General features: G+C 67.4%; 25 protein-coding genes. 14 read left to right on the forward strand and 11 right to left on the reverse strand.

Annotated features, from left to right (window positions below):
- Positions 1 to 116: 116 nt before the first annotated feature.
- Positions 117 to 992, reverse strand: a complete 876-nt coding sequence (locus HMH01_RS03635) for a TIGR01459 family HAD-type hydrolase (RefSeq protein ID WP_171322583.1) — start codon at positions 990 to 992, stop codon at positions 117 to 119.
- A 220-nt stretch (positions 993 to 1,212) separates the two neighbouring features.
- Between HMH01_RS03635 and groES the strand changes: the two genes are divergently transcribed.
- The 4 genes from groES to HMH01_RS03655 all read left to right on the forward strand — a co-directional run bounded on the left by groES (position 1,213) and on the right by HMH01_RS03655 (position 5,502).
- Positions 1,213 to 1,500: a co-chaperone GroES gene (gene groES / locus HMH01_RS03640; RefSeq protein ID WP_171322585.1), complete on the forward strand. Its 288-nt coding sequence runs from the start codon at positions 1,213 to 1,215 to the stop codon at positions 1,498 to 1,500.
- Positions 1,501 to 1,551: 51 nt separating this feature from the next.
- Positions 1,552 to 3,192 (forward strand): chaperonin GroEL, encoded by a 1,641-nt coding sequence (groL, locus tag HMH01_RS03645; RefSeq protein WP_171322587.1) that lies wholly within the window; start codon positions 1,552 to 1,554, stop codon positions 3,190 to 3,192.
- 139 nt (positions 3,193 to 3,331) lie between these two features.
- A complete protein-coding gene (locus HMH01_RS03650; RefSeq protein WP_171322589.1) occupies positions 3,332 to 4,243 on the forward strand; it encodes a GGDEF domain-containing protein in 912 nt (303 codons plus the stop codon).
- A 131-nt stretch (positions 4,244 to 4,374) separates the two neighbouring features.
- Entirely contained in the window at positions 4,375 to 5,502 is a 1,128-nt protein-coding gene (locus HMH01_RS03655; RefSeq protein ID WP_171322591.1) for a DUF8173 domain-containing protein, read from the forward strand.
- Between the two features lie 23 nt (positions 5,503 to 5,525).
- On the opposite strand, the gene HMH01_RS03660 is transcribed toward HMH01_RS03655, so the two are convergent.
- Together HMH01_RS03660 and HMH01_RS03665 are read right to left on the reverse strand one after the other, a co-directional pair.
- The gene (locus HMH01_RS03660) at positions 5,526 to 5,867 is read right to left on the reverse strand and encodes a hypothetical protein (RefSeq protein ID WP_171322593.1); all 342 of its coding nucleotides are present in this window, start codon (positions 5,865 to 5,867) and stop codon (positions 5,526 to 5,528) included.
- 69 nt (positions 5,868 to 5,936) lie between these two features.
- Positions 5,937 to 6,392 carry an NUDIX domain-containing protein gene (locus tag HMH01_RS03665; protein WP_171322595.1) on the reverse strand — a complete coding sequence of 152 codons (456 nt, stop codon included), beginning with the start codon at positions 6,390 to 6,392 and terminating at the stop codon, positions 5,937 to 5,939.
- 79 nt (positions 6,393 to 6,471) lie between these two features.
- On the opposite strand from HMH01_RS03665, the gene HMH01_RS03670 reads away from it, so the two are divergent.
- A complete protein-coding gene (locus tag HMH01_RS03670; RefSeq protein WP_171322597.1) occupies positions 6,472 to 7,314 on the forward strand; it encodes a DMT family transporter in 843 nt (280 codons plus the stop codon).
- Between the two features lie 85 nt (positions 7,315 to 7,399).
- Complete coding sequence (locus HMH01_RS03675) at positions 7,400 to 7,708, forward strand: YegP family protein (protein ID WP_171322599.1); 309 nt, start codon at positions 7,400 to 7,402, stop codon at positions 7,706 to 7,708.
- Positions 7,709 to 7,749: 41 nt separating this feature from the next.
- Here the strand turns inward: HMH01_RS03675 and HMH01_RS03680 are convergent, their stop codons facing one another.
- From HMH01_RS03680 to HMH01_RS03690, 3 genes are read right to left on the reverse strand one after another with little or no spacing between them, the layout of a single operon-like run.
- Positions 7,750 to 8,823, reverse strand: a complete 1,074-nt coding sequence (locus HMH01_RS03680; protein WP_171322601.1) for a 5-(carboxyamino)imidazole ribonucleotide synthase — start codon at positions 8,821 to 8,823, stop codon at positions 7,750 to 7,752.
- On the reverse strand, positions 8,816 to 9,304 hold the full coding sequence (purE, locus tag HMH01_RS03685; protein ID WP_171322603.1) for a 5-(carboxyamino)imidazole ribonucleotide mutase: 489 nt from the start codon (positions 9,302 to 9,304) through the stop codon (positions 8,816 to 8,818). The genes HMH01_RS03680 and purE overlap by 8 nt, the downstream gene beginning before the upstream one ends.
- Before the next feature lie 29 nt (positions 9,305 to 9,333).
- A complete protein-coding gene (locus tag HMH01_RS03690; protein WP_171322605.1) occupies positions 9,334 to 9,552 on the reverse strand; it encodes a YdcH family protein in 219 nt (72 codons plus the stop codon).
- Between the two features lie 123 nt (positions 9,553 to 9,675).
- Here HMH01_RS03690 and HMH01_RS03695 point away from each other — a divergent pair, with 123 nt between their 5' ends.
- From HMH01_RS03695 to HMH01_RS03725, 7 genes are all read left to right on the forward strand, one after another.
- Positions 9,676 to 10,089: an Hsp20 family protein gene (locus HMH01_RS03695; RefSeq protein ID WP_171322607.1), complete on the forward strand. Its 414-nt coding sequence runs from the start codon at positions 9,676 to 9,678 to the stop codon at positions 10,087 to 10,089.
- Positions 10,090 to 10,094: 5 nt separating this feature from the next.
- Positions 10,095 to 10,322 carry a DUF1150 family protein gene (locus tag HMH01_RS03700; protein WP_171322609.1) on the forward strand — a complete coding sequence of 76 codons (228 nt, stop codon included), beginning with the start codon at positions 10,095 to 10,097 and terminating at the stop codon, positions 10,320 to 10,322.
- A gap of 81 nt (positions 10,323 to 10,403) precedes the next feature.
- The gene (locus tag HMH01_RS03705; RefSeq protein WP_216366751.1) at positions 10,404 to 11,675 is read left to right on the forward strand and encodes a 3-phosphoshikimate 1-carboxyvinyltransferase; all 1,272 of its coding nucleotides are present in this window, start codon (positions 10,404 to 10,406) and stop codon (positions 11,673 to 11,675) included.
- 156 nt (positions 11,676 to 11,831) lie between these two features.
- Positions 11,832 to 13,223 carry a circularly permuted type 2 ATP-grasp protein gene (locus HMH01_RS03710; protein ID WP_171325198.1) on the forward strand — a complete coding sequence of 464 codons (1,392 nt, stop codon included), beginning with the start codon at positions 11,832 to 11,834 and terminating at the stop codon, positions 13,221 to 13,223.
- A 4-nt stretch (positions 13,224 to 13,227) separates the two neighbouring features.
- Positions 13,228 to 14,178, forward strand: a complete 951-nt coding sequence (locus tag HMH01_RS03715) for an alpha-E domain-containing protein (RefSeq protein ID WP_171322611.1) — start codon at positions 13,228 to 13,230, stop codon at positions 14,176 to 14,178.
- A gap of 1 nt (position 14,179) precedes the next feature.
- Complete coding sequence (locus tag HMH01_RS03720; protein WP_171322613.1) at positions 14,180 to 14,989, forward strand: transglutaminase family protein; 810 nt, start codon at positions 14,180 to 14,182, stop codon at positions 14,987 to 14,989.
- A 24-nt stretch (positions 14,990 to 15,013) separates the two neighbouring features.
- Complete coding sequence (locus HMH01_RS03725) at positions 15,014 to 15,754, forward strand: proteasome-type protease (protein WP_171322615.1); 741 nt, start codon at positions 15,014 to 15,016, stop codon at positions 15,752 to 15,754.
- A 7-nt stretch (positions 15,755 to 15,761) separates the two neighbouring features.
- Here HMH01_RS03725 and HMH01_RS03730 read toward each other — a convergent pair whose 3' ends face one another.
- From HMH01_RS03730 to smpB, 4 genes are read right to left on the reverse strand one after another with little or no spacing between them, the layout of a single operon-like run.
- The gene (locus HMH01_RS03730; RefSeq protein ID WP_171322617.1) at positions 15,762 to 16,613 is read right to left on the reverse strand and encodes an HTD2 family dehydratase; all 852 of its coding nucleotides are present in this window, start codon (positions 16,611 to 16,613) and stop codon (positions 15,762 to 15,764) included.
- A complete protein-coding gene (locus HMH01_RS03735) occupies positions 16,610 to 17,734 on the reverse strand; it encodes a CaiB/BaiF CoA transferase family protein (RefSeq protein WP_171322619.1) in 1,125 nt (374 codons plus the stop codon). Before HMH01_RS03735 ends, HMH01_RS03730 begins: the two co-directional genes overlap by 4 nt.
- A complete protein-coding gene (gntR, locus tag HMH01_RS03740; protein WP_171322621.1) occupies positions 17,731 to 18,762 on the reverse strand; it encodes an HTH-type transcriptional regulator GntR in 1,032 nt (343 codons plus the stop codon). The genes HMH01_RS03735 and gntR overlap by 4 nt, the downstream gene beginning before the upstream one ends.
- Before the next feature lie 3 nt (positions 18,763 to 18,765).
- Positions 18,766 to 19,239 (reverse strand): SsrA-binding protein SmpB, encoded by a 474-nt coding sequence (gene smpB, locus HMH01_RS03745; protein ID WP_171322623.1) that lies wholly within the window; start codon positions 19,237 to 19,239, stop codon positions 18,766 to 18,768.
- A gap of 147 nt (positions 19,240 to 19,386) precedes the next feature.
- Here smpB and sbmA point away from each other — a divergent pair, with 147 nt between their 5' ends.
- A complete protein-coding gene (gene sbmA / locus HMH01_RS03750) occupies positions 19,387 to 20,667 on the forward strand; it encodes a peptide antibiotic transporter SbmA (protein WP_171322625.1) in 1,281 nt (426 codons plus the stop codon).
- A 19-nt stretch (positions 20,668 to 20,686) separates the two neighbouring features.
- Here sbmA and dapA read toward each other — a convergent pair whose 3' ends face one another.
- Entirely contained in the window at positions 20,687 to 21,559 is an 873-nt protein-coding gene (gene dapA, locus HMH01_RS03755; protein WP_171322627.1) for a 4-hydroxy-tetrahydrodipicolinate synthase, read from the reverse strand.
- Positions 21,560 to 21,703 lie beyond the last annotated feature (144 nt).

Genomic DNA, 21,703 nt, shown 5'->3' on the forward strand with positions numbered 1-21,703 from the left:
TCCCCAGACTTGGCATGCGGCACTGTCCGCGCCGGTCCCTGATAGCCGAGTCGCCCTGCGCGCGCAACATGATTGCGCAATTAAATTTCGAAAGAGTGCTTCATGCGGTCATTTCGTTACCGCAGAAATCCGATGGTTGCCGTGGGCGAAAGCTTCTCCCGCTCCAGGAAGCGCTTCAGCTTCTCGGGGTCCGGCTGGCCATCCTTAATGCCGGTTTCTTCCGCGGCCAGCCCGCCCGCCACGAATAGCGTGTCGAATCCCTCGCCCATCCCGCCAAGGATGTCGGTGTGGATTCCGTCACCCACGCACAGGATCGACTCCTCGCGCAGCCGCGCGCCGCGGATCGTCTCGGCTCGGGTGCGGGCAAGGTTATAGATCGGGGCATGGGGCTTGCCGAAGTAGTAGGACTTGCCACCAAGCTCTGTGTAGAGCGCCGCCAGCGCGCCGGCGCAGTAGATCCGCTGGTGCCCCAGGTCCACCACGATATCGGGATTGGCGCACAGCAGTTTCAGTCCGCGCGCCTTGGCCCGCATCAGGGTCAGGCGGTAATCCTCGGGCGTCTCTGAGCGATCGTCGAACAGGCCCGTGCAGATCACGCCCTCGGCCTCTTCCAGGGGAACCCGGGTCACGTCGATGGGGCCGCCGTTCTCGTCCTCGAAAAAGACGAGGTCGCGTTCCGGGCCGATATGGAACACCCGCCGCCCGAACTGGCCGGCCGCCATCGCCGCCTGGGCCGCATCGCCCGAGCTGGCGATATCGTCATAGCATTCCTCGGGAGCGCCCAGCTGGCCAAGCTGCGCGCGCACCGCGGGGCGGGGGCGCGGGGAGTTCGTCACCAGGATCACCGTCCCGCCCCCCTGGCGAAACCGGATCAGCGCCCGGGCGGCATCGGGAAAGACATCCCGCCCGTTGTGCAAGCACCCCCAGAGATCGCAGAACAGCACGTCGTATCGGTCGGAGATCGCGTCGAGCGCGGGAATTGTCTGGTTCATCGGGCCTTGATCCTCGGGGCGGCAACCCGTCCTGCGTATCCGCCCGCCACCTTGCGTGCAAATCCTTCCGCGGGCGGGGGTCCCGGATGTTCTTTCGGCGGGCCGGTATTGACACGGGGTGAGCCCCTGCATAAATCCGCATCGTTAGCACTCAAGGGTGGCGAGTGCTAACGGAAGACCGGCCACCCTAAAGTTTGGAACGCCTAGAGGAGCGATATCCATGAACTTCACCCCTCTGCATGACCGCGTGCTGGTCCGCCGCATCGAAGGCGAAGAAAAGACCGCCGGCGGTCTGATCATCCCCGACACCGCCAAGGAAAAGCCCGCCGAGGGCGAGGTGATCGCCGTTGGCGCCGGTGCGCGTGACGAGGACGGTGAGCGCATCGCCATGGACGTGAAAGTCGGCGACCGCATCCTGTTCGGCAAATGGTCCGGCACCGAGATCAAGCTCGACGGCAAGGAACTGCTCATCATGAAGGAAAGCGACATCCTCGGCGTTCTCGCCTGAGCGACGCGCGCATTCCTTCACGCAAACTGACCCCTAGACGGAGTAATCCCAATGGCTGCGAAGGACGTTAAGTTCAAGACGGACGCCCGCGACCGCATGCTGCGCGGCGTCGAGACGCTTGCGAACGCGGTTCGCGTGACCCTCGGCCCGAAAGGCCGCAACGTCGTGCTCGACAAGAGCTTCGGCGCGCCCCGCATCACCAAGGACGGTGTGTCGGTCGCCAAGGAAATCGAGCTTGAGGACAAGTTCGAGAACATGGGCGCCCAGATGGTGCGCGAAGTGGCTTCCCGCACCAACGACACCGCGGGTGACGGCACCACCACCGCGACCGTGCTGGCCCATGCCATCATCAAGGAAGGCATGAAGTCGGTTGCCGCCGGCATGAACCCGATGGACCTGAAGCGCGGCATCGATCTGGCCGTGGACAAGGCCGTCGAGGCGATCAAGGCAGCGTCGCGCCCCGTTACGGGCACCGACGAGGTTGCGCAGGTCGGCACCATCTCTGCGAATGGCGAAGCCGAGATCGGCCGCCAGATCGCCGATGCGATGCAGAAGGTGGGCAACGAGGGCGTCATCACCGTCGAGGAGAACAAGGGCCTCGACACCGAGACCGACGTGGTCGAGGGGATGCAGTTCGACCGCGGCTACCTGTCGCCCTACTTCATCACCAATGCCGACAAGATGACCACCGAGCTGGACGACGCCGTCATCCTGCTGCACGAGAAGAAGCTCTCGTCGCTGCAGCCGATGGTCCCGCTGCTCGAGTCCGTGATCCAGTCGGGCAAGCCGCTGCTGATCATCGCCGAGGACGTGGATGGCGAAGCCCTCGCGACCCTGGTCGTGAACAAGCTGCGCGGTGGCCTGAAGATCGCCGCCGTCAAGGCGCCGGGCTTCGGTGATCGCCGCAAGGCCATGCTGCAGGACATCGCGATCCTGACCGGCGGCCAGGTGATCTCGGAAGACCTGGGCATGAAGCTTGAGAACGTCACGCTCGACATGCTGGGCAAGGCCAAGCGCGTCTCGATCACCAAGGACGAGACCACCATCGTGGACGGTGCCGGCGAGAAGCCCGAGATCGAAGCCCGCGTGGCCCAGATCCGCGCGCAGATCGAAGAGACCACCTCGGACTACGACCGCGAGAAGCTGCAGGAGCGTCTGGCCAAGCTGGCGGGCGGCGTTGCCGTCATCCGCGTCGGCGGCGCGACCGAAGTCGAGGTGAAGGAGCGCAAGGACCGCGTCGACGACGCGCTGAACGCAACCCGCGCCGCGGTGCAGGAAGGCATCGTCGTGGGCGGTGGCGTGGCCCTGGTGCAGGCGGCCAAGAAGCTCGAGGGCCTGACCGGCGCCAACTCCGACCAGACCGCCGGCATCCTGATCGTACGGCGCGCGCTTGAAGCGCCGCTGCGCCAGATCGCCGACAACGCCGGTGTGGACGGTGCGGTTGTCGCGGGCAAGATCCGCGAGTCGGACGACCTGACCTTCGGCTTCAACGCCCAGACCGAGGAATATGGCGACATGTTCAAGTTCGGCGTGATCGACCCGGCCAAGGTCGTGCGCACCGCGCTGGAAGACGCCGCATCCGTTGCCGGCCTGCTGATCACCACCGAGGCGATGGTGGCCGACAAGCCCGAGCCGAAGGGTGCCTCCGGCGGCGGCATGCCCGACATGGGCGGCATGGGCGGCATGATGTAATCGGCCCACAGGCTTCGATTTCCGGAAAGGCCGCCTTCGGGCGGCCTTTTCTTTGTGCGCCTTGGCGGGCGCATGTGTTAACGACTTCTTTACCCGCGGCGTGACAGCATCCCCTGCACTTCGAGAAAGCAGGTACACGATGGACGCCTATCGTTTCATGTCACGGCTCTTCCCGCGATCCTTCACCGCAAAGATCTTCTTCATCGCCTTCATCGGAACCCATGTTCCGCTGCTGGCCATGGTCGCCCTGATCCTTGGACGCGGGGACTCGCTGGTTCCGAACATGGACATCGTGTTGCCGCTGCTGCTGGCGACCCTTGGCGGAACGGTCGGTACGCTGCTTGGCCTTCTGGCCATGCTGCGGCCGCTTTTCCGGATCGAGACATCGCTCCGCGCGCTCGAGGAGCAGGGAGAGATCCGTCCGCTGCCGACCGAGTATCGCGACGTGGTGGGCAAGCTGATGGTACGGGTCAACCGGCTGGCCCTGCGGATCGACGAAAGGCTCGGAGAGGCGGCGCGCCGCGCCGATACCGACGCACTGACAGGGCTTCTGAACCGCTCGGGCCTGCGCCGGCACATGCCGGAACTCGCGCGCGGCGCGGTTCTTTTCATCGATATCGACCATTTCAAGCAGGTGAACGACAGCTATGGCCACGATGTGGGCGACCGCCTGCTCGTCGAATTCGCCATCACGGCCCGCAAGGCCATGCGCAAGAACGATCTGCTGGCCCGCATGGGCGGCGAGGAATTCGTGGCCTTCCTTCCCGGCGCGGACGCCGAAACCTCGGTCGCCGTTGCCGAAAGGCTGCGCATGTCGGTGGCCGACACCCTGCGGGCCGAGGATCGCAAGGTCACCGTTTCGGTCGGCATCGCGGTTGCCGCCGATGCCGCCCAGTCCGTGGCAAGCCTGGTCACCGCCGCCGATCACGCCGCCTACACGGCAAAGCAGCAGGGCCGCAACCGGGTCTGCCTCAACCACGGTGCCGTTGGCGCGATGCAACCTGCCCGCCCTGTACAGGACATGCATCAGCCGCTCGCCATCTCGGCCTGAGGGGGTTGACCGAAATCAAGGATCGCCTGCACCCAACCCCTATCCTGCGCCCTGTCAGACCGTGACAGGAGGCGCAGGTGGTTCTCCGCCAGGCTATCCCAACCGTTTCGAAACTGATCTGCTGCTTCTGTATGCTGATCGCGGCTTCGGTCGCCACGGCCGATGAAGCCGACCGGCCCATGGGCGGGCGCTTCGCGATCGGCGGCGATGTCTATGCCGCAGGGGCCCGTGTCACCCTGACGGCGGGCGACCCGATCGGGGACGCCTTTCTTGCCGCAGAGAACATCCGCCTGGCAGCACCGATCACCGGAACCGCCTATCTTGCAGGCCGCCGGATCAGCGTGGCGGACCGGGTGGCGGGGCATCTTCATGCGCTGGGCTTCGATATCGGCGTTTCAGGCGAGGTCGATGGCGATGCGATGCTTGCGGGCTACCAGATCGATCTTGCCGCGCCCGTCGGCGGCGATCTGCGGGCCGCCGGCTCCACGCTCGATATCGGCGCCGCCGTTGCAGGCTATGCCCTGCTGACGGGGGAGTTCGTCAGCCTCGATGCTGCGATCGGCGGGGATGCGGTCATCGCCGCCCGCGAGGTCGCCTTCGGGCCACGCGCGCGGATCGATGGCAGGCTCGATCTCTATGTGCCGGACCCCGACAGTTTCTCGGTTCCCGGCGCGGTCATCCCCGCAGAGCGCGTTACCCTGCACCGGATCGACGCGTTCGAGCGCGGCGACCACGGCGACTGGCGCAGGCCCGTCCCGTCCACGCCGCAGATTGTCGCCGGGCTGCTGATGGCGGTGCTCGTCACGGGCCTGATCGCCGCGCTGGTCATCGCCGCCGCCCCCGAGCGCGTCGCCGAATGGCGCGGACTCGCGCTTGCGCACCCCTTCCGCGCGCTGCTGTCGGGCTTCCTTGTTACCTCGGCCTTGTCGGGAAGCGTGATCGTGCTGGCCTTCACGCTGCTGGGGATCCTGCTGGTTCCCTTCGTCTTTGTGCTCACCTGGGCCGTTCTCTACGCCGGTCATGTTCTCGGCGCCTATCTGCTGGGGGCGGGCATATGGCAGGCCGCGGGCCGCGAGATGCCACAGGGGTTCCCTGGCAAGTTGGGCATTGCCGCGATGGGCGCGCTTCTGCTGGCGCTTTCCTGGGCGGTGCCGGTGCTGGGCTGGCTCTTCGTGATGGCGATCACGCTGATCGGTGTCGGAACACTCGCGGCCTTTGCCCTGCCGCGGGATACGCTGCTGCACCGCCCGGGTCCGTAAGACCCCGCACGGGCGACAGGGCGTCAGAAAGACAGGCTCAACCCCAAGACCAGCCCCCTCAGGATCCCCGCCGCACCGCCGCGTTCCGCTGGCGCATCGTCGTCCGGGCCAGGATCAAGGTGCCTGTCCCAAAGGCCGGGCGCCGCGATATCGACGGGTGATATCCCGAACTCCAGCCCCAGCGGCAGCATGACGCCCTGCGTCGGTCGGTGGGTGCCGCGCGCCGCAGGGAAATCGAACAGAACCCCGCCCGCGCCGACAAGCACTTGCGCCGCGGGATCCGACAACCGTAGCACCGGATCGCCCCCCTCCTGCGCAAGGGCGGTACCCGCGCAGAGCGCCAGTGCCAGACCGTGCAATCGCATCTCAAGACCCCGCCGACAAACGCCCCTCCGGAGATGTTCGCCGCTTTCGATGAAGCCAGGCTTAACGCGTCAGCCTACGATCGGCTCCATGGGGTCGTAATGGGCCGGCCCCTCGGGGCCGAAGGCTACGGTGGCCAGGCTGTCCGGCTTGAAGCGCAGCGCCGCCATTTCGGCCGGTGAAAAGAAGCGGCGACGGGTCACCACGTTCTCGGGATCGCGCCAGGCCGGGTCGATCCGCCCCGAGACGATCCGGGCGCGAAAGAACAGGTCCACCTGGTGAAAGCCCGACCGGGGGTCGTGAAACTCGTTGACCAGTGCAAGGCCGCCCACCGCGATGCCGAGGCCGGTTTCCTCGCGCACCTCGCGTGCAAGGTTCTCGGGCAGGCTGGTCCCCGGCTCTACACCTCCGCCCGGCGCGCACCAGAGATCGCTCTGCTCGCCCGGATAGGCGTTCACCAGAAGTAGCCGCCCTTCCTCGAGGATGAGGGCGCGGACGGCCAGGCGGGGGGACTTGAAACGGATCATTCGCCCGATCTTGCATGGCCACCCGTCGCCTGCAAGCGCGGCCCTTGCGCCCGTCGGGCGATGGGCGCATCACTCACGCATGCGCCTCGTGATCCTGACCGTCGTGGCCCTTGTGGCCTTTGCCTCCAACTCGGTCCTGAACCGGGGCGCGCTGGCCGGGCAGGGGATGGATCCCGCGCTGTTCACCGGCATCCGGCTGATCTCGGGCGCGGCCACGCTTGCGCTGCTGGCCGGTTCACGGGCCGGTCCGCGCGCCGTCCTTCAGGCGGGAAGCTGGCGCTCTGCCGGGGCGCTGGCGCTCTATGCCGTGGCCTTTTCCTTCGCTTATGTGTCGCTCGACGTTGCGACGGGCGCGCTGCTTCTGTTCGGCGTCGTGCAGATGACAATGTTCGGCGGCGCGGTCCTGCGTGGCCAGCGCCCCGGCTGGCTGGGGTGGACCGGCTCTGGGCTGGGGCTGGTGGGGCTCTGTATCCTGTTCCTGCCGCAGGCGCAGCGCCCCGATCCGCTGGGGGCGGCGCTGATGGTCGTGGCGGCCATGTCCTGGGGCGTCTATTCGCTGCGCGGCAACGCAAATGGCGCACCGCTTCTGACCACCGCGGGGAACTTCCTGCGGACGGTTCCCGTCGGCCTGATCCTGCTTGCGCCGCTTGCCCTGGGCGAGGGGGTGCCCCCTGCCGGGCTTGCGCTGGCGCTTGCCTCGGGGGCCATCGCCTCGGGGCTTGGCTATGCGATCTGGTACGCGGCCCTGCCGCTGCTCGATGCCGGGGTCGCCGCCGTATCGCAACTCGCCGTGCCGCTGATCGTGCTGGCGGGCGGGCTTCTGTTCCTTGGCGAAGCGCCGCCCCCCGCCTTTGGTCCCGCCTGTGTCCTGACGCTGGGCGGTGTGGCGCTGGCCATCCTGGGCCGAAGGCGTCAAGCCTGAGGCTTGCGTCGCAAGAAAAGTTTCCGCAAACTCCCCCTGTCCGGCAGTCAAACGGCCGGTGCCAACAGGGAAGGGCAGGGACGTCATGAGCGAAAACGACAAGTTCGAAGTCTATCAGGACAAGAAGGGCGAGTATCGCTGGCGCCGCCTCGCCACCAATGGAAAGATCGTCGGATCCTCGTCCGAGGGCTACAAGAAGAAGTCGGATTGCGAGGCGAACATGAACCGTGGCCATGTGCCGACCGACAAGTGGGAATTCTATACCGACAAGGCCGGGCATTACCGCTGGCGTCGGTTCGCGCAGAACGGCCAGCAGGTGGGCCGGTCGTCCGAGGGCTATACCAAGAAAGCCGACGCCGAGGCCAATGCAGCCCGGCAGGGCTACAAGGCCTGATCGGAACAGGCGCGCCACAGCCGGCGCGCCAGCTTTCCGTTTCAGCGGCGCGGAGAGATCCGGTTCACATGGCCCATCTTTCGGCCCGGCCGCGCTTCGGCCTTGCCGTAAAGATGCAGGCCGCCTGCGCGCCCCGCCTCCAGCCAGTCATGGGCATCGGCGCCGATCAGGTTCGTCATCACCGCATCCGAATGACGCTGCCCGTCGCCCAGCGGCCAGCCCGCGACGGCGCGGACATGCTGCTCGAACTGGTCGATCGCGCAGGCATCCTGCGTCCAGTGCCCGGAATTGTGGACGCGAGGCGCAAATTCGTTGACCAGAAGCCCCTCGGCGGTGACGAACAGTTCCACCCCGATCACGCCGACATAATCGAGCGCGTTCAGGATCCGCCCCGCCAGCAATACGGCGTCGGTGGCCAATCCATGGGGGATGCTGGCGGGCACGGTGGTCGTGTGCAGGATGCCGTCGCGATGGACGTTCTCGCCCGGATCGAAACAGGCGATCTGCCCGGACACTCCGCGCGCGCCGATCACCGAGATCTCGCGCTCGAAGCGGACGAAACCCTCCAGCACGCAGGGCTCCTCGTTCAGTTCCGCCCAGGCGGCGGCCGCGTCCCCGGGGCTGCGCAGCCGGACCTGCCCCTTGCCGTCATAGCCGAAGCGCCGGGTCTTGAGGATCGACGGGGTGCCTATCCGTGCCACCGCCCCGGCCAGTTCGGCGGCCGTCTCGACGGGGGCGAAGGGGGCGACGCGCAGGCCGATCCCCTCGAGGAAGGTCTTTTCCGACAGCCGGTCCTGGCTGGTGGCCAGCGCGCGCCGGTCAGGACGGATCGGGACATGCGCCTCGACCGCGTCGAGCGCGTCCGTGGGAATGTTCTCGAATTCGTAGGTGACGACATCCACCACGCCTGCGAACCGCTCGAGTGCGGCAATATCGTCGTAGCCGGCGCATTCGTGACCCGCACAGACCTGCGCCGCGGGGGCGTTCGGGTCGGGGTCGAACACCACCACCTTCAGCCCAAGCCGCGCCGCGGCCAGCGCCAGCATGCGGCCCAGCTGGCCGCCACCGAGAATGCCGATGGTGCTGCCGGGCGGCAGGGGGGCTGGGTCAGTCACGCTTCGGCTCCTCGGCCACCGCATCGCTCTGCGCTGCGCGCCAGGCGTCCAGTCGCCCGGCCAGCGCGTTGTCGGTGGTGGCCAGCATCGCCACCGCGAAAAGCGCCGCATTGGCCGCGCCCGCCGGTCCGATGGCCAGCGTGCCGACCGGAATGCCCTTGGGCATCTGCACGATGGACAGAAGCGAATCGAGCCCCGACAGCGCCTTCGACTGCACCGGCACGCCCAGCACCGGCACCCGCGTCTTGGCGGCCAGCATGCCCGGCAGATGCGCAGCCCCCCCCGCGCCCGCGATGATCGCGCGCAAGCCCCGCGGCGCCGCCGTCTCGGCATAGTCGAACAGCCGGTCCGGCGTCCGGTGGGCCGAAACGATCCGCGTCTCGTAGGCGACGCCCAGCGCGTCGAGGATCTTGGCGGCCTCTTCCATCGTGGGCCAGTCGGACTGGCTGCCCATGACAATGCCGATCAGCGGTTTGCTCATGCGTGGATTTTCCTCGGGTCAGGCGCCGGTCAGGCGATGATGTCGGGGGTAAGCTCGTCCTCGATCCGGGCGATCTGATCCTTCAGCGCCAGCTTGCGCTTCTTCAACCGGGACAGGGCCAGCATGTCGATGCTGGTCCGCTCTCCCATGGCGCGGATCGCCTCGTCGAGATCGCGGTGCTCGAGCTTCAGCACCTCCAGCCGGGCGTGCAACACCTCGACCCGTTCCATCATCTTGGCATCAGTCATGGTGGCTTTCCGGGGTTGCGCGACCCTTGTCTTATGCCCGCGCGGGCCCCATGTTTTCAAGTGCCAAGGCTGCCTGACGCAGGGGCCGCGGCACGCATGTCGCTTGATCGAAGGGCACGAGGAATGACCAAGGCAAATTTCGCCGCCCATCCCTATCTTCTGGGCTTCGAGCAGCTCGAACGACTGATGGAGCGGACCGCCAAGAGCGGGAACGAGGGCTATCCGCCCTACAATATCGAAAGCCGGGGCGAAGGCGCCTACCGCATCACGCTGGCCGTGGCGGGCTTTCGGGAACAGGATCTTTCGATTACGCTTGAGAACGCTCAACTCGTGATCCGCGGCCGGCAGGAAGATGACACCGAGGGGCGCGTCTTCCTTCACCGGGGCATCGCCGCCCGCCAGTTCCAGCGCAGCTTCGTGCTGGCCGACGGCGTCGAGGTGTCGGGCGCGCTTCTGGAGAACGGGCTACTCCATATCGATCTGCAACGTCAGCAGCCCGAAACCGTGGTGCAGACCATCAGGATCAGAAAGGGATGAAGGAAATGGGAAATCATCCGTTCTTCAAGCCGGGCGAAGAAAGCCAGATCGTCTATGTCCGCAAGGTGGAACGCGACGCGCTGCCGCCCGAGATCAAGGACCAGACCAGGGGCATGGACGAGATCTACACCATCTCGGACACCGAAGGGCACATGCTGGCGTTGATCGACGACCGCCAGAAGGCCTTTGTCGTGGCGCGGATGCACGAGAAGCATCCGGTCAGCGTGCACTGAGCGACCGTTCGGGCGCAGATTGGCCCTTGGCCCGCAAGCCAATTGCTGCGAGATAAGGCCCCGCTATCGGAAGGGGCAGCCATGACGGATCTGAGCGATATCCTGGCGCGCGGCGCCGTGACCATCACCCCTGTTGACGGGCCGATCCGCGGCAATGCCGCGCCGCCGGGATCGAAGTCGATCACCAACCGCGCCCTTCTGCTCGCTGCCCTGGCCGAGGGCACGAGCCACATCACCGGGGCGCTGAAAAGCCTCGACACCACGCTGATGGCGCGTGCGCTGCGCCAGATGGGCGTGGACGTGACCGAGCCGGACGCCACCACCTTCGTGGTCAAGTCGCTGGGCCGCCTCACCGCGCCGTCCGAGCCGCTGATGCTTGGCAATGCCGGCACCGCGATGCGCTTCCTGACCGCCGCCGTGACATTGTGCGAGGGGAAGGTGGTCGTCGATGGCGATGCACACATGCGCAAGCGCCCCATCGGCCCGCTGGTCGCGGCGCTTCGCAGCGTGGGGATCACGGCGACCGATACCGACGGCTGCCCGCCCGTGACCGTCACCGGTGCCGGCCGCTTCGGCGCCGGCCGGGTTGAGATCGATGGCGGCCTGTCCAGCCAGTATGTCTCGGCCTTGCTGATGGCCGCCGCCTGCGCCGATGGCCCGGTGGAAGTGGCGCTGACCGGGCCCGAAATCGGCGCCCGCGGCTATGTGGACCTGACCCTGGCCGCGATGCGTCGCTTCGGGGCCGATGTCGAACAGACCGGGGCGCAGGCCTGGCGCGTGGCGCCCACCGGCTACCGCGCGGCGGAATTTGCGGTGGAACCGGATGCCTCGGCCGCGACCTATCTCTGGGCCGCGGCCGCGCTGACCGGGGGGGCGATCGACCTCGGCACCCCGGCCTCTGCCTTTACCCAGCCCGACGCCGCCGCCGCCGCGGTGATCGCCAGTTTCCCGCATCTGCCCGCCGAGATCGAGGGCAGCCAGATGCAGGACGCGATCCCCACCATCGCCGTGCTCGCCGCGTTCAACGAAAATCCGGTGCGCTTCACCGGCATCGCCAACCTGCGCGTGAAGGAATGCGACCGCATCCGCGCGCTGGCCACGGAACTGAACCGCATCCGTCCGGGCCTGGCCGAGGAACAGGGCGACGACCTGCTGGTTCATTCCGACCCGACGCTGGCCGGCCAGCGCCTGCCCGCCCGGATCGAGACCTATTCCGACCACCGCATCGCCATGAGTTTCGCGCTGGCCGGGCTCAGGATCGAGGGCATCACCATCCTCGACCCCGCCTGCACCGGAAAGACCTGGCCTGAATACTGGCAGGTGCTGGACGGCCTTGGCGTCCGCCTGAGCTGAACCGCTGCCCTGAATTCTTGCGGAAATGCCCGTTTTGTGGGCAGTCCTGCGTGACTTGGGATGTCGCCCCGTCCAGTCCTTGCACTTCTCTTCGGCATTTGGAAACGTCCGATGCAAAGGCTGGGGTGATGCGTGGACGACAGATTCTTCAACGAGATGTTCGAGAACGGGGCGCCGCGCGCGCCCTATGCCGCGCTTGCCAAATGGCTCGAGGCGCAGACCCCCGAGGAAATCGCCCGCAAGCGGCTGGAGGCAGAGACCATCTTCCGCCGCATCGGCATCACCTTTGCCGTCTATGGCGACGAAAGCGCGTCCGAGCGGCTGATCCCCTTCGACATGGTGCCCCGCATCTTCAACGCGCGCGAATGGGCGCGGCTTGAGCGCGGGGTGAAGCAGCGGGCGCGGGCGCTGAACGCGTTCCTGTGGGACGTCTACCACCGGCGCGAGATCCTGCGCGCGGGCCGCATCCCCGCCGACCTGGTGCTGCGCAACGACGCCTACGAGCCCGCGGTCGCCGGCATATCGCCCGCGCGCAACGTCTATTCCCACGTCGTCGGCGTGGACCTGGTGCGCACCGGCCCTGACGAGTTCTTCGTCCTCGAAGACAACTGCCGCACGCCTTCGGGTGTCAGCTACATGCTGGAAAACCGCGAGATCATGATGCGGCTGTTCCCCGAACTGTTCCGCCAGAACCGCATCGCGCCGGTGGACGACTATCCGGGCGCGCTTCGCCGCACGCTGGCCTCTGTCGCGCCCCCCGGTTGCGACGGCGAGCCGGTGATCGCCGTTCTGACCCCCGGCAGCTTCAACTCGGCCTATTACGAACACTCCTTCCTTGCAGACCAGATGGGCGCGGAACTGGTCGAGGGGCAGGACCTGTTCGTCGAGGGCAACTCCGTCTTCATGCGCACGACCGCGGGGCCGCGGCGGGTCGACGTGATCTACCGCCGGATCGACGATGCCTTCCTCGATCCTCTGTGCTTTCGCCCCGACAGCCTGCTGGGAGTGCCGGGGCTGATGAACGTCTATCGTTCGGGTGGCGTGCAGATCTGTTCGGCCCCCGGCGCGGGTGTGGCAGATGACAAGGCCATCTACACCTATGTCCCCGACATGATCCGCTTCTACCTGGGAGAGGAGCCGATCCTGCACAACGTGCCGACATGGCGCTGCGCAGAACCCGACGCGCTGGCCTATGTGCTTGACCACCTCGGCGAACTGGTGGTCAAGGAGGTGCATGGCTCTGGCGGTTACGGGATGCTGGTCGGCCCCGCCGCGACCCGCGACGAGATCGAGGCCTATGCCTGCCGCATCAGGAACAATCCCGGCGAATTCATCGCCCAGCCGACGCTGGCGCTGTCCACGACGCCAACCTTCGTGGATAGCGGCCTTGCGCCGCGGCATGTGGACCTGCGCCCCTACTGCCTTGTGGGTGAAACGGTGCACCTGACCCCCGGCGGCCTGACCCGCGTGGCCCTGCGCGAGGGGTCGCTGGTGGTGAACTCGTCGCAGGGCGGCGGGGTCAAGGACACCTGGGTGATGGCGGAGTGACGCGATGTTGAGCCGGACCGCCGAGAACCTTTACTGGACCGCCCGCCACATGGAGCGGGCCGACACAACTGCCCGCCTGCTGGAAATGGGCTACCGGATGCAGCTGATCCCGAGCGCGGAGGGCGGACATGCCAGCGAGTGGGGCTCGATCCTGGCGGCGTCTGGCGGCAGCGCCGATTTCGCCGCCCGCTACGGGGAACCGGCCGAACGCAACGTGGTCAGCTTCCTCGTCTTCGACCCGGCGAACCCGTCCTCGATCCGCAGCAGCCTGACCGCCGCCCGCAACAACGCCCGTGCGGTGCGCACAGCCCTGACCACCGAGGTGTGGGAGGCGCTGAACCAGGCCTATCTCCAGTTCGGAGAGCTTGAGCGCACGCCAAGATCCGAGCTGAGCCTTCCGCAGATCTGCGACTGGACCAAGCGCGCCGCCGGGCTGGTGCGGGGCGCTTTCGTGAACACCCAGCTCGAGAACGAGGGCTTCCGCTTCTTCAACCTGGGCTACGCTGTCGAGCGGGCCGACAACACGGCGCGGCTTCTGGACGTGAAGTACTACGTCCTTCTGCCCACGATCGACATGGTGGGCGGCGGCGTGGACAACTACCAGTGGACGACGCTGCTGCGCGCGCTTTCGGCGCATCGGGCCTATCACTGGGCTTATGGCGGCGACTACGCGCCGCGCACCATCGCGCATTTCCTGATCCTGAACCGCAGCTGCCCGCGTTCGCTGGTTCATTGCGTGAACGCGACCGAGTCGCATCTGACGGCGCTGGCGCAGCTCCATGGCCAGCGCTCGGCTGCCACCAGCGCCGCCGCTGCGCTGCTGGAAGAGCTGGCCGAGGCGCAGATCTCCGACATCATCGAGGAAGGGCTGCACGATTTCCTGTCCCGCTTCATCGCGTCTAACGCGGCGCTCAGCGGGGCGATCGCCGACAGCTACCTGTTCGGAAAGGTGTGACATGCGGATCAGCGTTCGGCACGAGACGACCTACCGCTTCGATCCGCCCCGCGCGCGGGTGATCCAGAGCCATCGGCTGACGCCCTCGGCCCATGCCGGCCAGAAGCCGCTGTCCTGGGAGGTCCGCGTCGATGGCGCGCTCTTCGGCTCGGGCTTCACCGACGGGGCGGGGGATCTGGTGAGGACCATGACGCTTGACGGTCCGGTGTCGGAAATGCTGATCGAAGTCACCGGAGAGGTCGACACCACCGACACCGTGGGCGTACTGCGCGGGCACCGCGAGATCGTCTCGCCGCGGGTGTATCTGCGCCGCACGCGGATGACCGCGCCCGGCGTGGCGCTGACGGCGCTCTCGGACCGGCTTGGCGCGCCCGCGACGGCGCTGCAACATGCGCATGACATGGCGGGCCTTGTGGCCGAAAGCGTCATCTATACCCCGGGGGCCACCGACCAGGGGATGACCGCCTCCGAGGTGCTGGAACTGGGCCACGGCGTCTGCCAGGACCATGCGCAGGTGCTGATCGCCCTCGCACGGATGCGCGAAACGCCCGCGCGCTATGTACATGGCTACCTGTTCGCCGATGCCGACGGAAGCGCGCACGAGGCCAGCCACGCCTGGGCCGAGCTTTGGGTCGAGGATCTGGGCTGGGTCGGCTTCGATCCCGCCAACCGCTGTTGCCCGGACGACCGCTACATCCGCGTGGGCTCGGGGCTTGACGCGCTTGACGCCGCGCCGATCCGTGGCATCTCGCTTGGCGGCGGCACCGAAACGATGGATATTGCCGTCAGCGTCGCGGCGTCCCAGCAGTAAGGGGCCGCGGGATCGAGGGACCGGATGACCTATTGCGTGGGCCTTCTGCTGGACGAAGGCATGGTATTTCTGAGCGACACGAGAACCAATGCCGGGGTGGACAACATCTCCACCTATCGCAAGCTCTATACCTTCGAGGAACCGGGCGAGCGGGTCATCGTGATCCAGACGGCCGGCTCGCTGTCGGTCACGCAGACCGTGCTGGCAAAGCTGCGCGAGGCGATCGAGGATCCCGATGCGACGCCCGACACCTCCATCCTCCAGGCGCCGACCATGCTGCGCGTGGCCGAGATCGTGGGCGAGATGCTGTCGCGGGTCACCGCCGAGATCGGCGCCAGGGTGAATCGCGTGGCCCAGGCCGCCACCGCCTCGATGATCGTGGGCGGCCAGCGGCGCGGTGGCGCGCAACGGCTGTTCCTGATCTACCCGGAGGGCAATTTCATCGAGGCGACGGAAGACACGCCCTATCTCCAGATCGGCGAGCACAAATACGGCAAGCCGATCCTCGACCGGGTGGTGCGGCCCGACACCTCGCTGGCCGATGCGCGCAAGGCGGTGCTGCTTTCGATGGATTCGACCCTGCGCTCGAACCTGTCGGTGGGCATGCCGCTCGATCTGGCGATCACCCGCGCGGATGCCTGCCGTATCGAGGAGTTGACCCGGGTCGAGGCGAACGATCCCGACTTCCTTGCCATGTCGGAGGCATGGTCGAACGCCCTGCGCGAAAGCTTCAAGTCGGTGCCGGTCGCGGGCCAGTCGCGCTGAGCGCGGATCAGCCCGTCACCGCCTCGGCCCGCATCGCCTGCCCGCCATCGGGCCGTTCTGCCCAGATCATCAGCCCATCGGCCGTTTCCGCCCCGTGGATATGGAAGGGGGCATCGTGGAACAGCGGCGCCGTCGCCCGGAACGAAAAGGCGGTGACGCCACGCGGGCCGGCCATCTCGCTCGCCAATCCCATCAGCAGCGTGGCGATCAGCGGACCATGCACGATGCAGCCCGGATAGCCCTCGACATCGCGGCAATAGTCCAGGTCGTAATGGATCCGGTGCCCGTTGAAGGTGAGCGCCGAGTAGCGGAACAACAGCGGCATGGACGGCGTGATCGTGCGGCTGACCTGCGGCGCGATCCCGGGCAGCGGCGGCGCCTTTGGCGCGGGCGCGCCGGGCGCGGGCGCCTCGCGGTAGACGATGTCGTGCTCCTCCTCGAAGGCGGGGGTGCCGTCGCCGCTGACCTGGTGACGGACCGTCACGAAGCACAACTGCCCCGACCCGCCCTGCTTGACCGCGACGCTTTCGATGGTCGAGCGCCGCTCGGCCACCTCTCCCAGACGAAGCGGGCGCTGGAAGCGGAAACGCCCGCCGGCCCACATCCGGCGCGGCAGCGGCACGGGGGGCAGGAAGCCGCCCTTTTCCGGGTGGCCATCCTCGCCCAGCGCGGCGGTCGGCGCCTCGGTCGGGAAATAGATCCAGTGCCACAGCGGCGGCAGCGCGCCGCCCGTCTCAAGTGTCACGGGCAGGTCGAGCGTCGCCTGCATCAGCCGCGCGGGCCGTGCGGTGATCAGGTCGCGCGTCGTTTCGCTGCGGCCGATCCAGGATTTCAGATGCGCCTCGTCCAGCGTGCTCATGCCGCGAACTCCTTGCGGATGGCCGCCCCCTGCGCGTCGATCGCCGGGGCGGGGCCGGGGCGGGTGCCCTCGACGCCGCGCACGGCGCGTGCGGGGCCTGACACCACCGCGCCGCCCGAGGTGGTCAGATCGCGCCGCCGCAGCGCCGGGTGGCGCGTCACGTCCTCGGGGGTGTTGACCGCGCCATAGGCGATCGAGGCCGCCGCCAGCCGGGCGCGCAACTCCTCGGCCTTGATCTGTCCGATGCGCGCCGACAGCGCCGCCTCCAGCGCGTCGCGGTTTTCGACCCGCGCGGCGTTGCCCTTGAAGCGGGGATCGCTGGCCAGTTCGGGCAAGTCCAGCGCCTCCTGGGTCAGGCGCAGCCATTCCCGTTCGTTCTGGATCGAGATCAGCGTCAGCGCCCCGTCGGATGACTGGTAGGCGCCGTAGGGCGCGATGGAGGGGTGCCGCAGCCCCTGCCGGGTCGGTGCGCCGGACCCGTATTCGGTATGGATCAGCGGCACCGCCATCCAGTTCGCCGCCACGTCGAACAGCGTCACCTCGATCGTGCGGCCCTTGCCCGTGCGCCCGCGCGCGATCAGCGCCTCAAGCACCTGGGCATGGGCCGTCATCCCGGCGCCGATATCGCAGATCGAGACGCCCACGCGCCCCATTTCCTGCGGCCCGCCGGTGATCGCCGAAAGCCCGCTTTCCGCCTGCACCAGCAGGTCATAGGCCTTCAGCCCGTCCACCCCCGGCCCGCTGCCATAGCCCGAGATCGAGACGCAGGTCAGCCCCGGATTGCGCGCCTGAAGCGCCTCGGGCGACAGGCCGGCCCGGTCGGCGGCACCGGGGGCGAGGTTCTGCACGAACACGTCCGCGCGGTCGAGCATCCGGTTCAGAAGTGCCAGATCGCCCTCCTGCTTGATGTCGAGCGCGATCGATTCCTTGCCCTGGTTCAGCCAGACGAAATAGGACGAGTCGCCCTTTGCCGCCCGGTCGTAGCCGCGGGCGAAATCGCCCTCTGCCCGTTCGATCTTGATGACCCGCGCCCCGGCCGCGGCCAGTTCGGCCGTGCAGTAGGGGGCCGCCACCGCCTGTTCCAGGGCAATCACCAGTATCCCGTCGAGTGCGCCGCTCATGTTGGTCTTCTCCTCGTGCTGTCACGCTGGATCAGCGTGAATCCCAGATCGCGGACCATCGGTCCCGGATCCTCGTCCGCCAGGCGGGCCAGGATCATTGTCATCGCCTGCCGCCCGATCTCTCGCCGCGGGGTGCGGACCGAGGTGATCGACGGATGTGCCACCGCCATCGCCGCGATGTCGTTGAACCCGCAGATCCCGAAGGCCTGCGGCACCTCGATGCCGCGGCGCTGGCACTCGAACAGCACGCCCAGCGCCAGGTCGTCGTTGTTGCACAGCACCGCATCCGCCTGCGGGTCGCGCGACAGAAGCTCGGTGAACTGCGCCGCCCCCAGCGGCACCGAAGACGGCTGCTCGGCGAACAGCACGCGTGCCGCGTTGAACAGCCCGTCCGCCTCAAGCCCTGCGCGAAAGCCCGACAGCCTGCGGGTGGACCGCGCATCGCGCCGCGCGCCAAGAAAGCCGATCCGCCTGTAGCCGGCATCGACCAGGTGGCGGGCGGCGGCGCGGGCGGCCTCGGAATGGGAAAAGCCCACCATCATGTCGAAGGGCGCGGGCCCCATCTCGGTGATCTGCACGATCGGGCAGGGCGCCGCGCGCAACAGCTTTGCCGTTGTGGCGCTCTGGTCGATGCCGGTCACGATCAGCGCCGCGGGCCGCTGGTGCAGGAACAGCCGTACAAGGCGCTCCTCCTCGGCCTGGGAATAGCGGGTGTTGGCGATCTGGACCCGGAAATCAGATGTCTCGGCCACTTCGTAGACGCCGCGCATCGTGTCGAGAAACACCGAGTTTGTGACCGAAGGCACCAGCACCCCGATGATGTCCGAGCGTTGCGACGCCAGCGCCTGTGCCGCCGGGTCCGGGGTATAGCCCAGGTTGCGGATCGCGGCGTTGACCCGCGCCCGCGCATCCGTCGAAACCCGTTCCGGCGTGCGCAGCGCGCGGCTGACCGTGATCGCGCTGACCCCGGCGGCGCGCGCCACGTCCATGATCGTGGGATTGCCCGTCGTGCGGCGCTTGCGGGCCATGTCCTACCCGTGGTCGCGCAGCAGGCGCTGCTTCTGCCGGTTCCAGTCGCGCTGCTTTTCCGTCTCGCGCTTGTCGGCCAGCTTCTTGCCCTTGGCGACGCCGATCTTCACCTTGGCGATCCCGCGCGCGTTGAAATAGAGCGCGAGCGGCACCAGCGTCATGCCTTCGCGCGCGGTTCCCTGCCAGAGCTTCGCGATCTCGCGCCTGGAGGCCAGCAGCTTCCGGCGGCGGCGTTCCTCGTGGCCGAAGGTCTTGGCCTTGTCATAGGACTCGATGTGGGCGTTCACCAGCCACAGCTCGCCATCCTTCACCTCGGCATAGCTTTCGGTGATCTGCGCATGGCCCTGGCGCAGGGATTTGACCTCGGATCCTTCCAGCACGATGCCGCATTCGAGATCGCTCTCGATCGCGTAATTGTAGCGCGCCTTTCGGTTTTCCGCGACCGTGCGCACGTTGCTGGGAGGTTTTTTCGCCATAGGCCCGGACATAAGTGAGCGCCGTGCCACTGTCCAGTGGCCGCCCTCCGCGCGCGATTGTGAGAGCGCGGGGCACCGGCGCCCTTGGCAACGGGCCGGGCTTCGCGCTTAGATCGGCGGCGCATCCATCGAAGGGAGCAGGCGGACGTGTTCGAATCCTTCTTTCCGCGGCCCGGGCGGTTCTTCGGTTCCGCACTCGGCTGGGCTATCCTGTGCGTGGTCCTGTGGTTTGCCAGCGCCAGCGGCTGGGGCGAGGCGCTGTCGCTGGGCGGACTTGCGGGCTATGGCTATCCCGGCACGCTGGTGGATGGCGGCAACGAGTCCGCCGCCGCCGCCCATGCCGCCGCCACGGACGCGGCGCAGACCTTCTGGTTGTGGCAGTACATGATCGCGGCCTATGTCGCCTTCGTCGCCTTCTGGATGATCGCCGTGCCCCACCGATGGGGCCGTTGGTCGGTGGCCGGTTCGGCGCTGATCATCTTCGTGACCTGGTTCCAGGTGCAGCTCGACGTGATGATCAACGAATGGTTCGGCGAGTTCTACGACCTGATCCAGGTGGCTCTGGCCGGCGACAGCGAGCTTTCCGCGGCCGACTACTACGGAACGCTGTTCACTTTCCTCAAGATCGCCATGGTGTTCATCTTCGTGGCGGTGCTGAACAACTTCTTCGTCAGCCATTATGTGTTCCGATGGCGCACCGCGATGAACGACCGCTACATGGCGATGTGGCCGCGCATCCGCACGATCGAAGGCGCCTCCCAGCGGGTGCAGGAGGACACGATGCGCTTCGCCCGCATCATGGAGACGCTCGGCACCCGCTTCATCGACAGCATCATGACGCTGATCGCCTTTACCCCGATCCTGTGGGGGCTGTCGTCCTTCGTGGGCGAGTTGCCCATCATCGGCGCGGTGCCGCAGGCGCTGGTCTTCACCGCCTTCATCTGGGCGGCCACCGGCACCACGATCCTGGCACTGGCCGGCATCCGGCTGCCGGGCCTGGAGTTCCGCAACCAGCGGGTCGAGGCCGCCTACCGCAAGGAGCTGGTCCTGGGCGAGGATGCGCCCGACCGCGCGGCGCCCCCGACCGTGCAGGAGCTTTATGCCAACGTCCGGAAGAACTACTTCCGGCTCTACCTCAACTATCTCTATTTCGACATCGCCCGCTTCGGCTATCTCCAGGCGGGGGTCATGGTGCCCTATATCGCGCTTGGCCCCACGGTGATCGCGGCCGGCTTCACCCTTGGCGTCATGCAGCAGATCATCCGTGCCTTCAGCCGGGTCGAGGACAGCTTCCAGTTCCTCGTGCACAACTGGTCCACGATCGTCGAGCTGATGTCGATCTACAAGCGGCTCAAGGCCTTCGAGCAGACCATCGCCGGGCAGGAGCTGACAGGGATCGAACTGGAACCCGAGACGCGGCCCGCCTGAGGCAGGCCGCGCGTCAGGGTCAGATCAGGCCGGCATGGCGCATGGCGGCCTGCATCTGCGCCTCGGTCTCGGGCGCGATCGGCACCAGCGGCGAGCGCAGTTCGTTCGCGCACTTGCCCAGCAGGCTGAGCGCATACTTGGCCGGGCAGGGGTTCGGTTCGGCAAAGGCGGCGCGGTGCAGCGGCATCAGGCGGTCCTGGTAGTCCAGCGCGCGGCGGTAGTCGCCCGCCAGCATCGCCTCCTGGAACTCGGCCGACAGGCGCGGCGCGATGTTGGCGATGACCGAGATGCAGCCAACCCCGCCATGCGCGTTGAACCCCAGCGCCGAGGCATCCTCGCCCGAAAGCTGGATGAAATCCTTGCCGCAGGTGATCCGCGTGTCCGACACGCGGGTGATGTCGCCGGTCGCGTCCTTGACGCCCACGATGCGCGGCAGCTTCGCCAGCTCGCCCATGGTCTGGGGCGTCATGTCGATCACCGACCGGCCGGGGATGTTGTATATGATGATCGGCAGGCTGCACGCATCGTGCAGCGTGGTGTAATGGAGCTTCAGCCCGCGCTGGTTCGGCTTGTTGTAATAGGGCGTCACCACCAGCGCCGCGTCCGCGCCGACGCGTTCCGCATGCTGGATGAAGCGGATCGACTCGGCGGTGTTGTTGGACCCGGCACCGGCGATCACCGGGATCCGGCCGCGGGCCTGGTTCACGATGATCTCGATGCAGCCCTCGTGCTCCTCATGGGTCAGGGTAGGGCTTTCGGCGGTGGTGCCGACCGCGACGATGCCGTGGCTGCCTTCCTCCACATGCCAGTCCACCAGCTCTTTCAGCGCCTTCACATCCACTTCGCCGTTACGGAAAGGGGTAATGAGGGCGGGGATCGATCCCTTGAACATCTTGGCTGGTCTCCTGAGATCCCGCATCGCGCGGGGGGCGGTAAGTGATCCGTTTCGGCCGGGCGCAGGGCGACCCGCGAAACCGCGCAGACACTAGCGACGAATTGAACGGGCGGCAAGACGCCGGCGGGTTGACCGGGGCAG

The sequence above is a fragment of the Halovulum dunhuangense genome (genome assembly GCF_013093415.1).
Classification (GTDB): domain Bacteria; phylum Pseudomonadota; class Alphaproteobacteria; order Rhodobacterales; family Rhodobacteraceae; genus Halovulum; species Halovulum dunhuangense.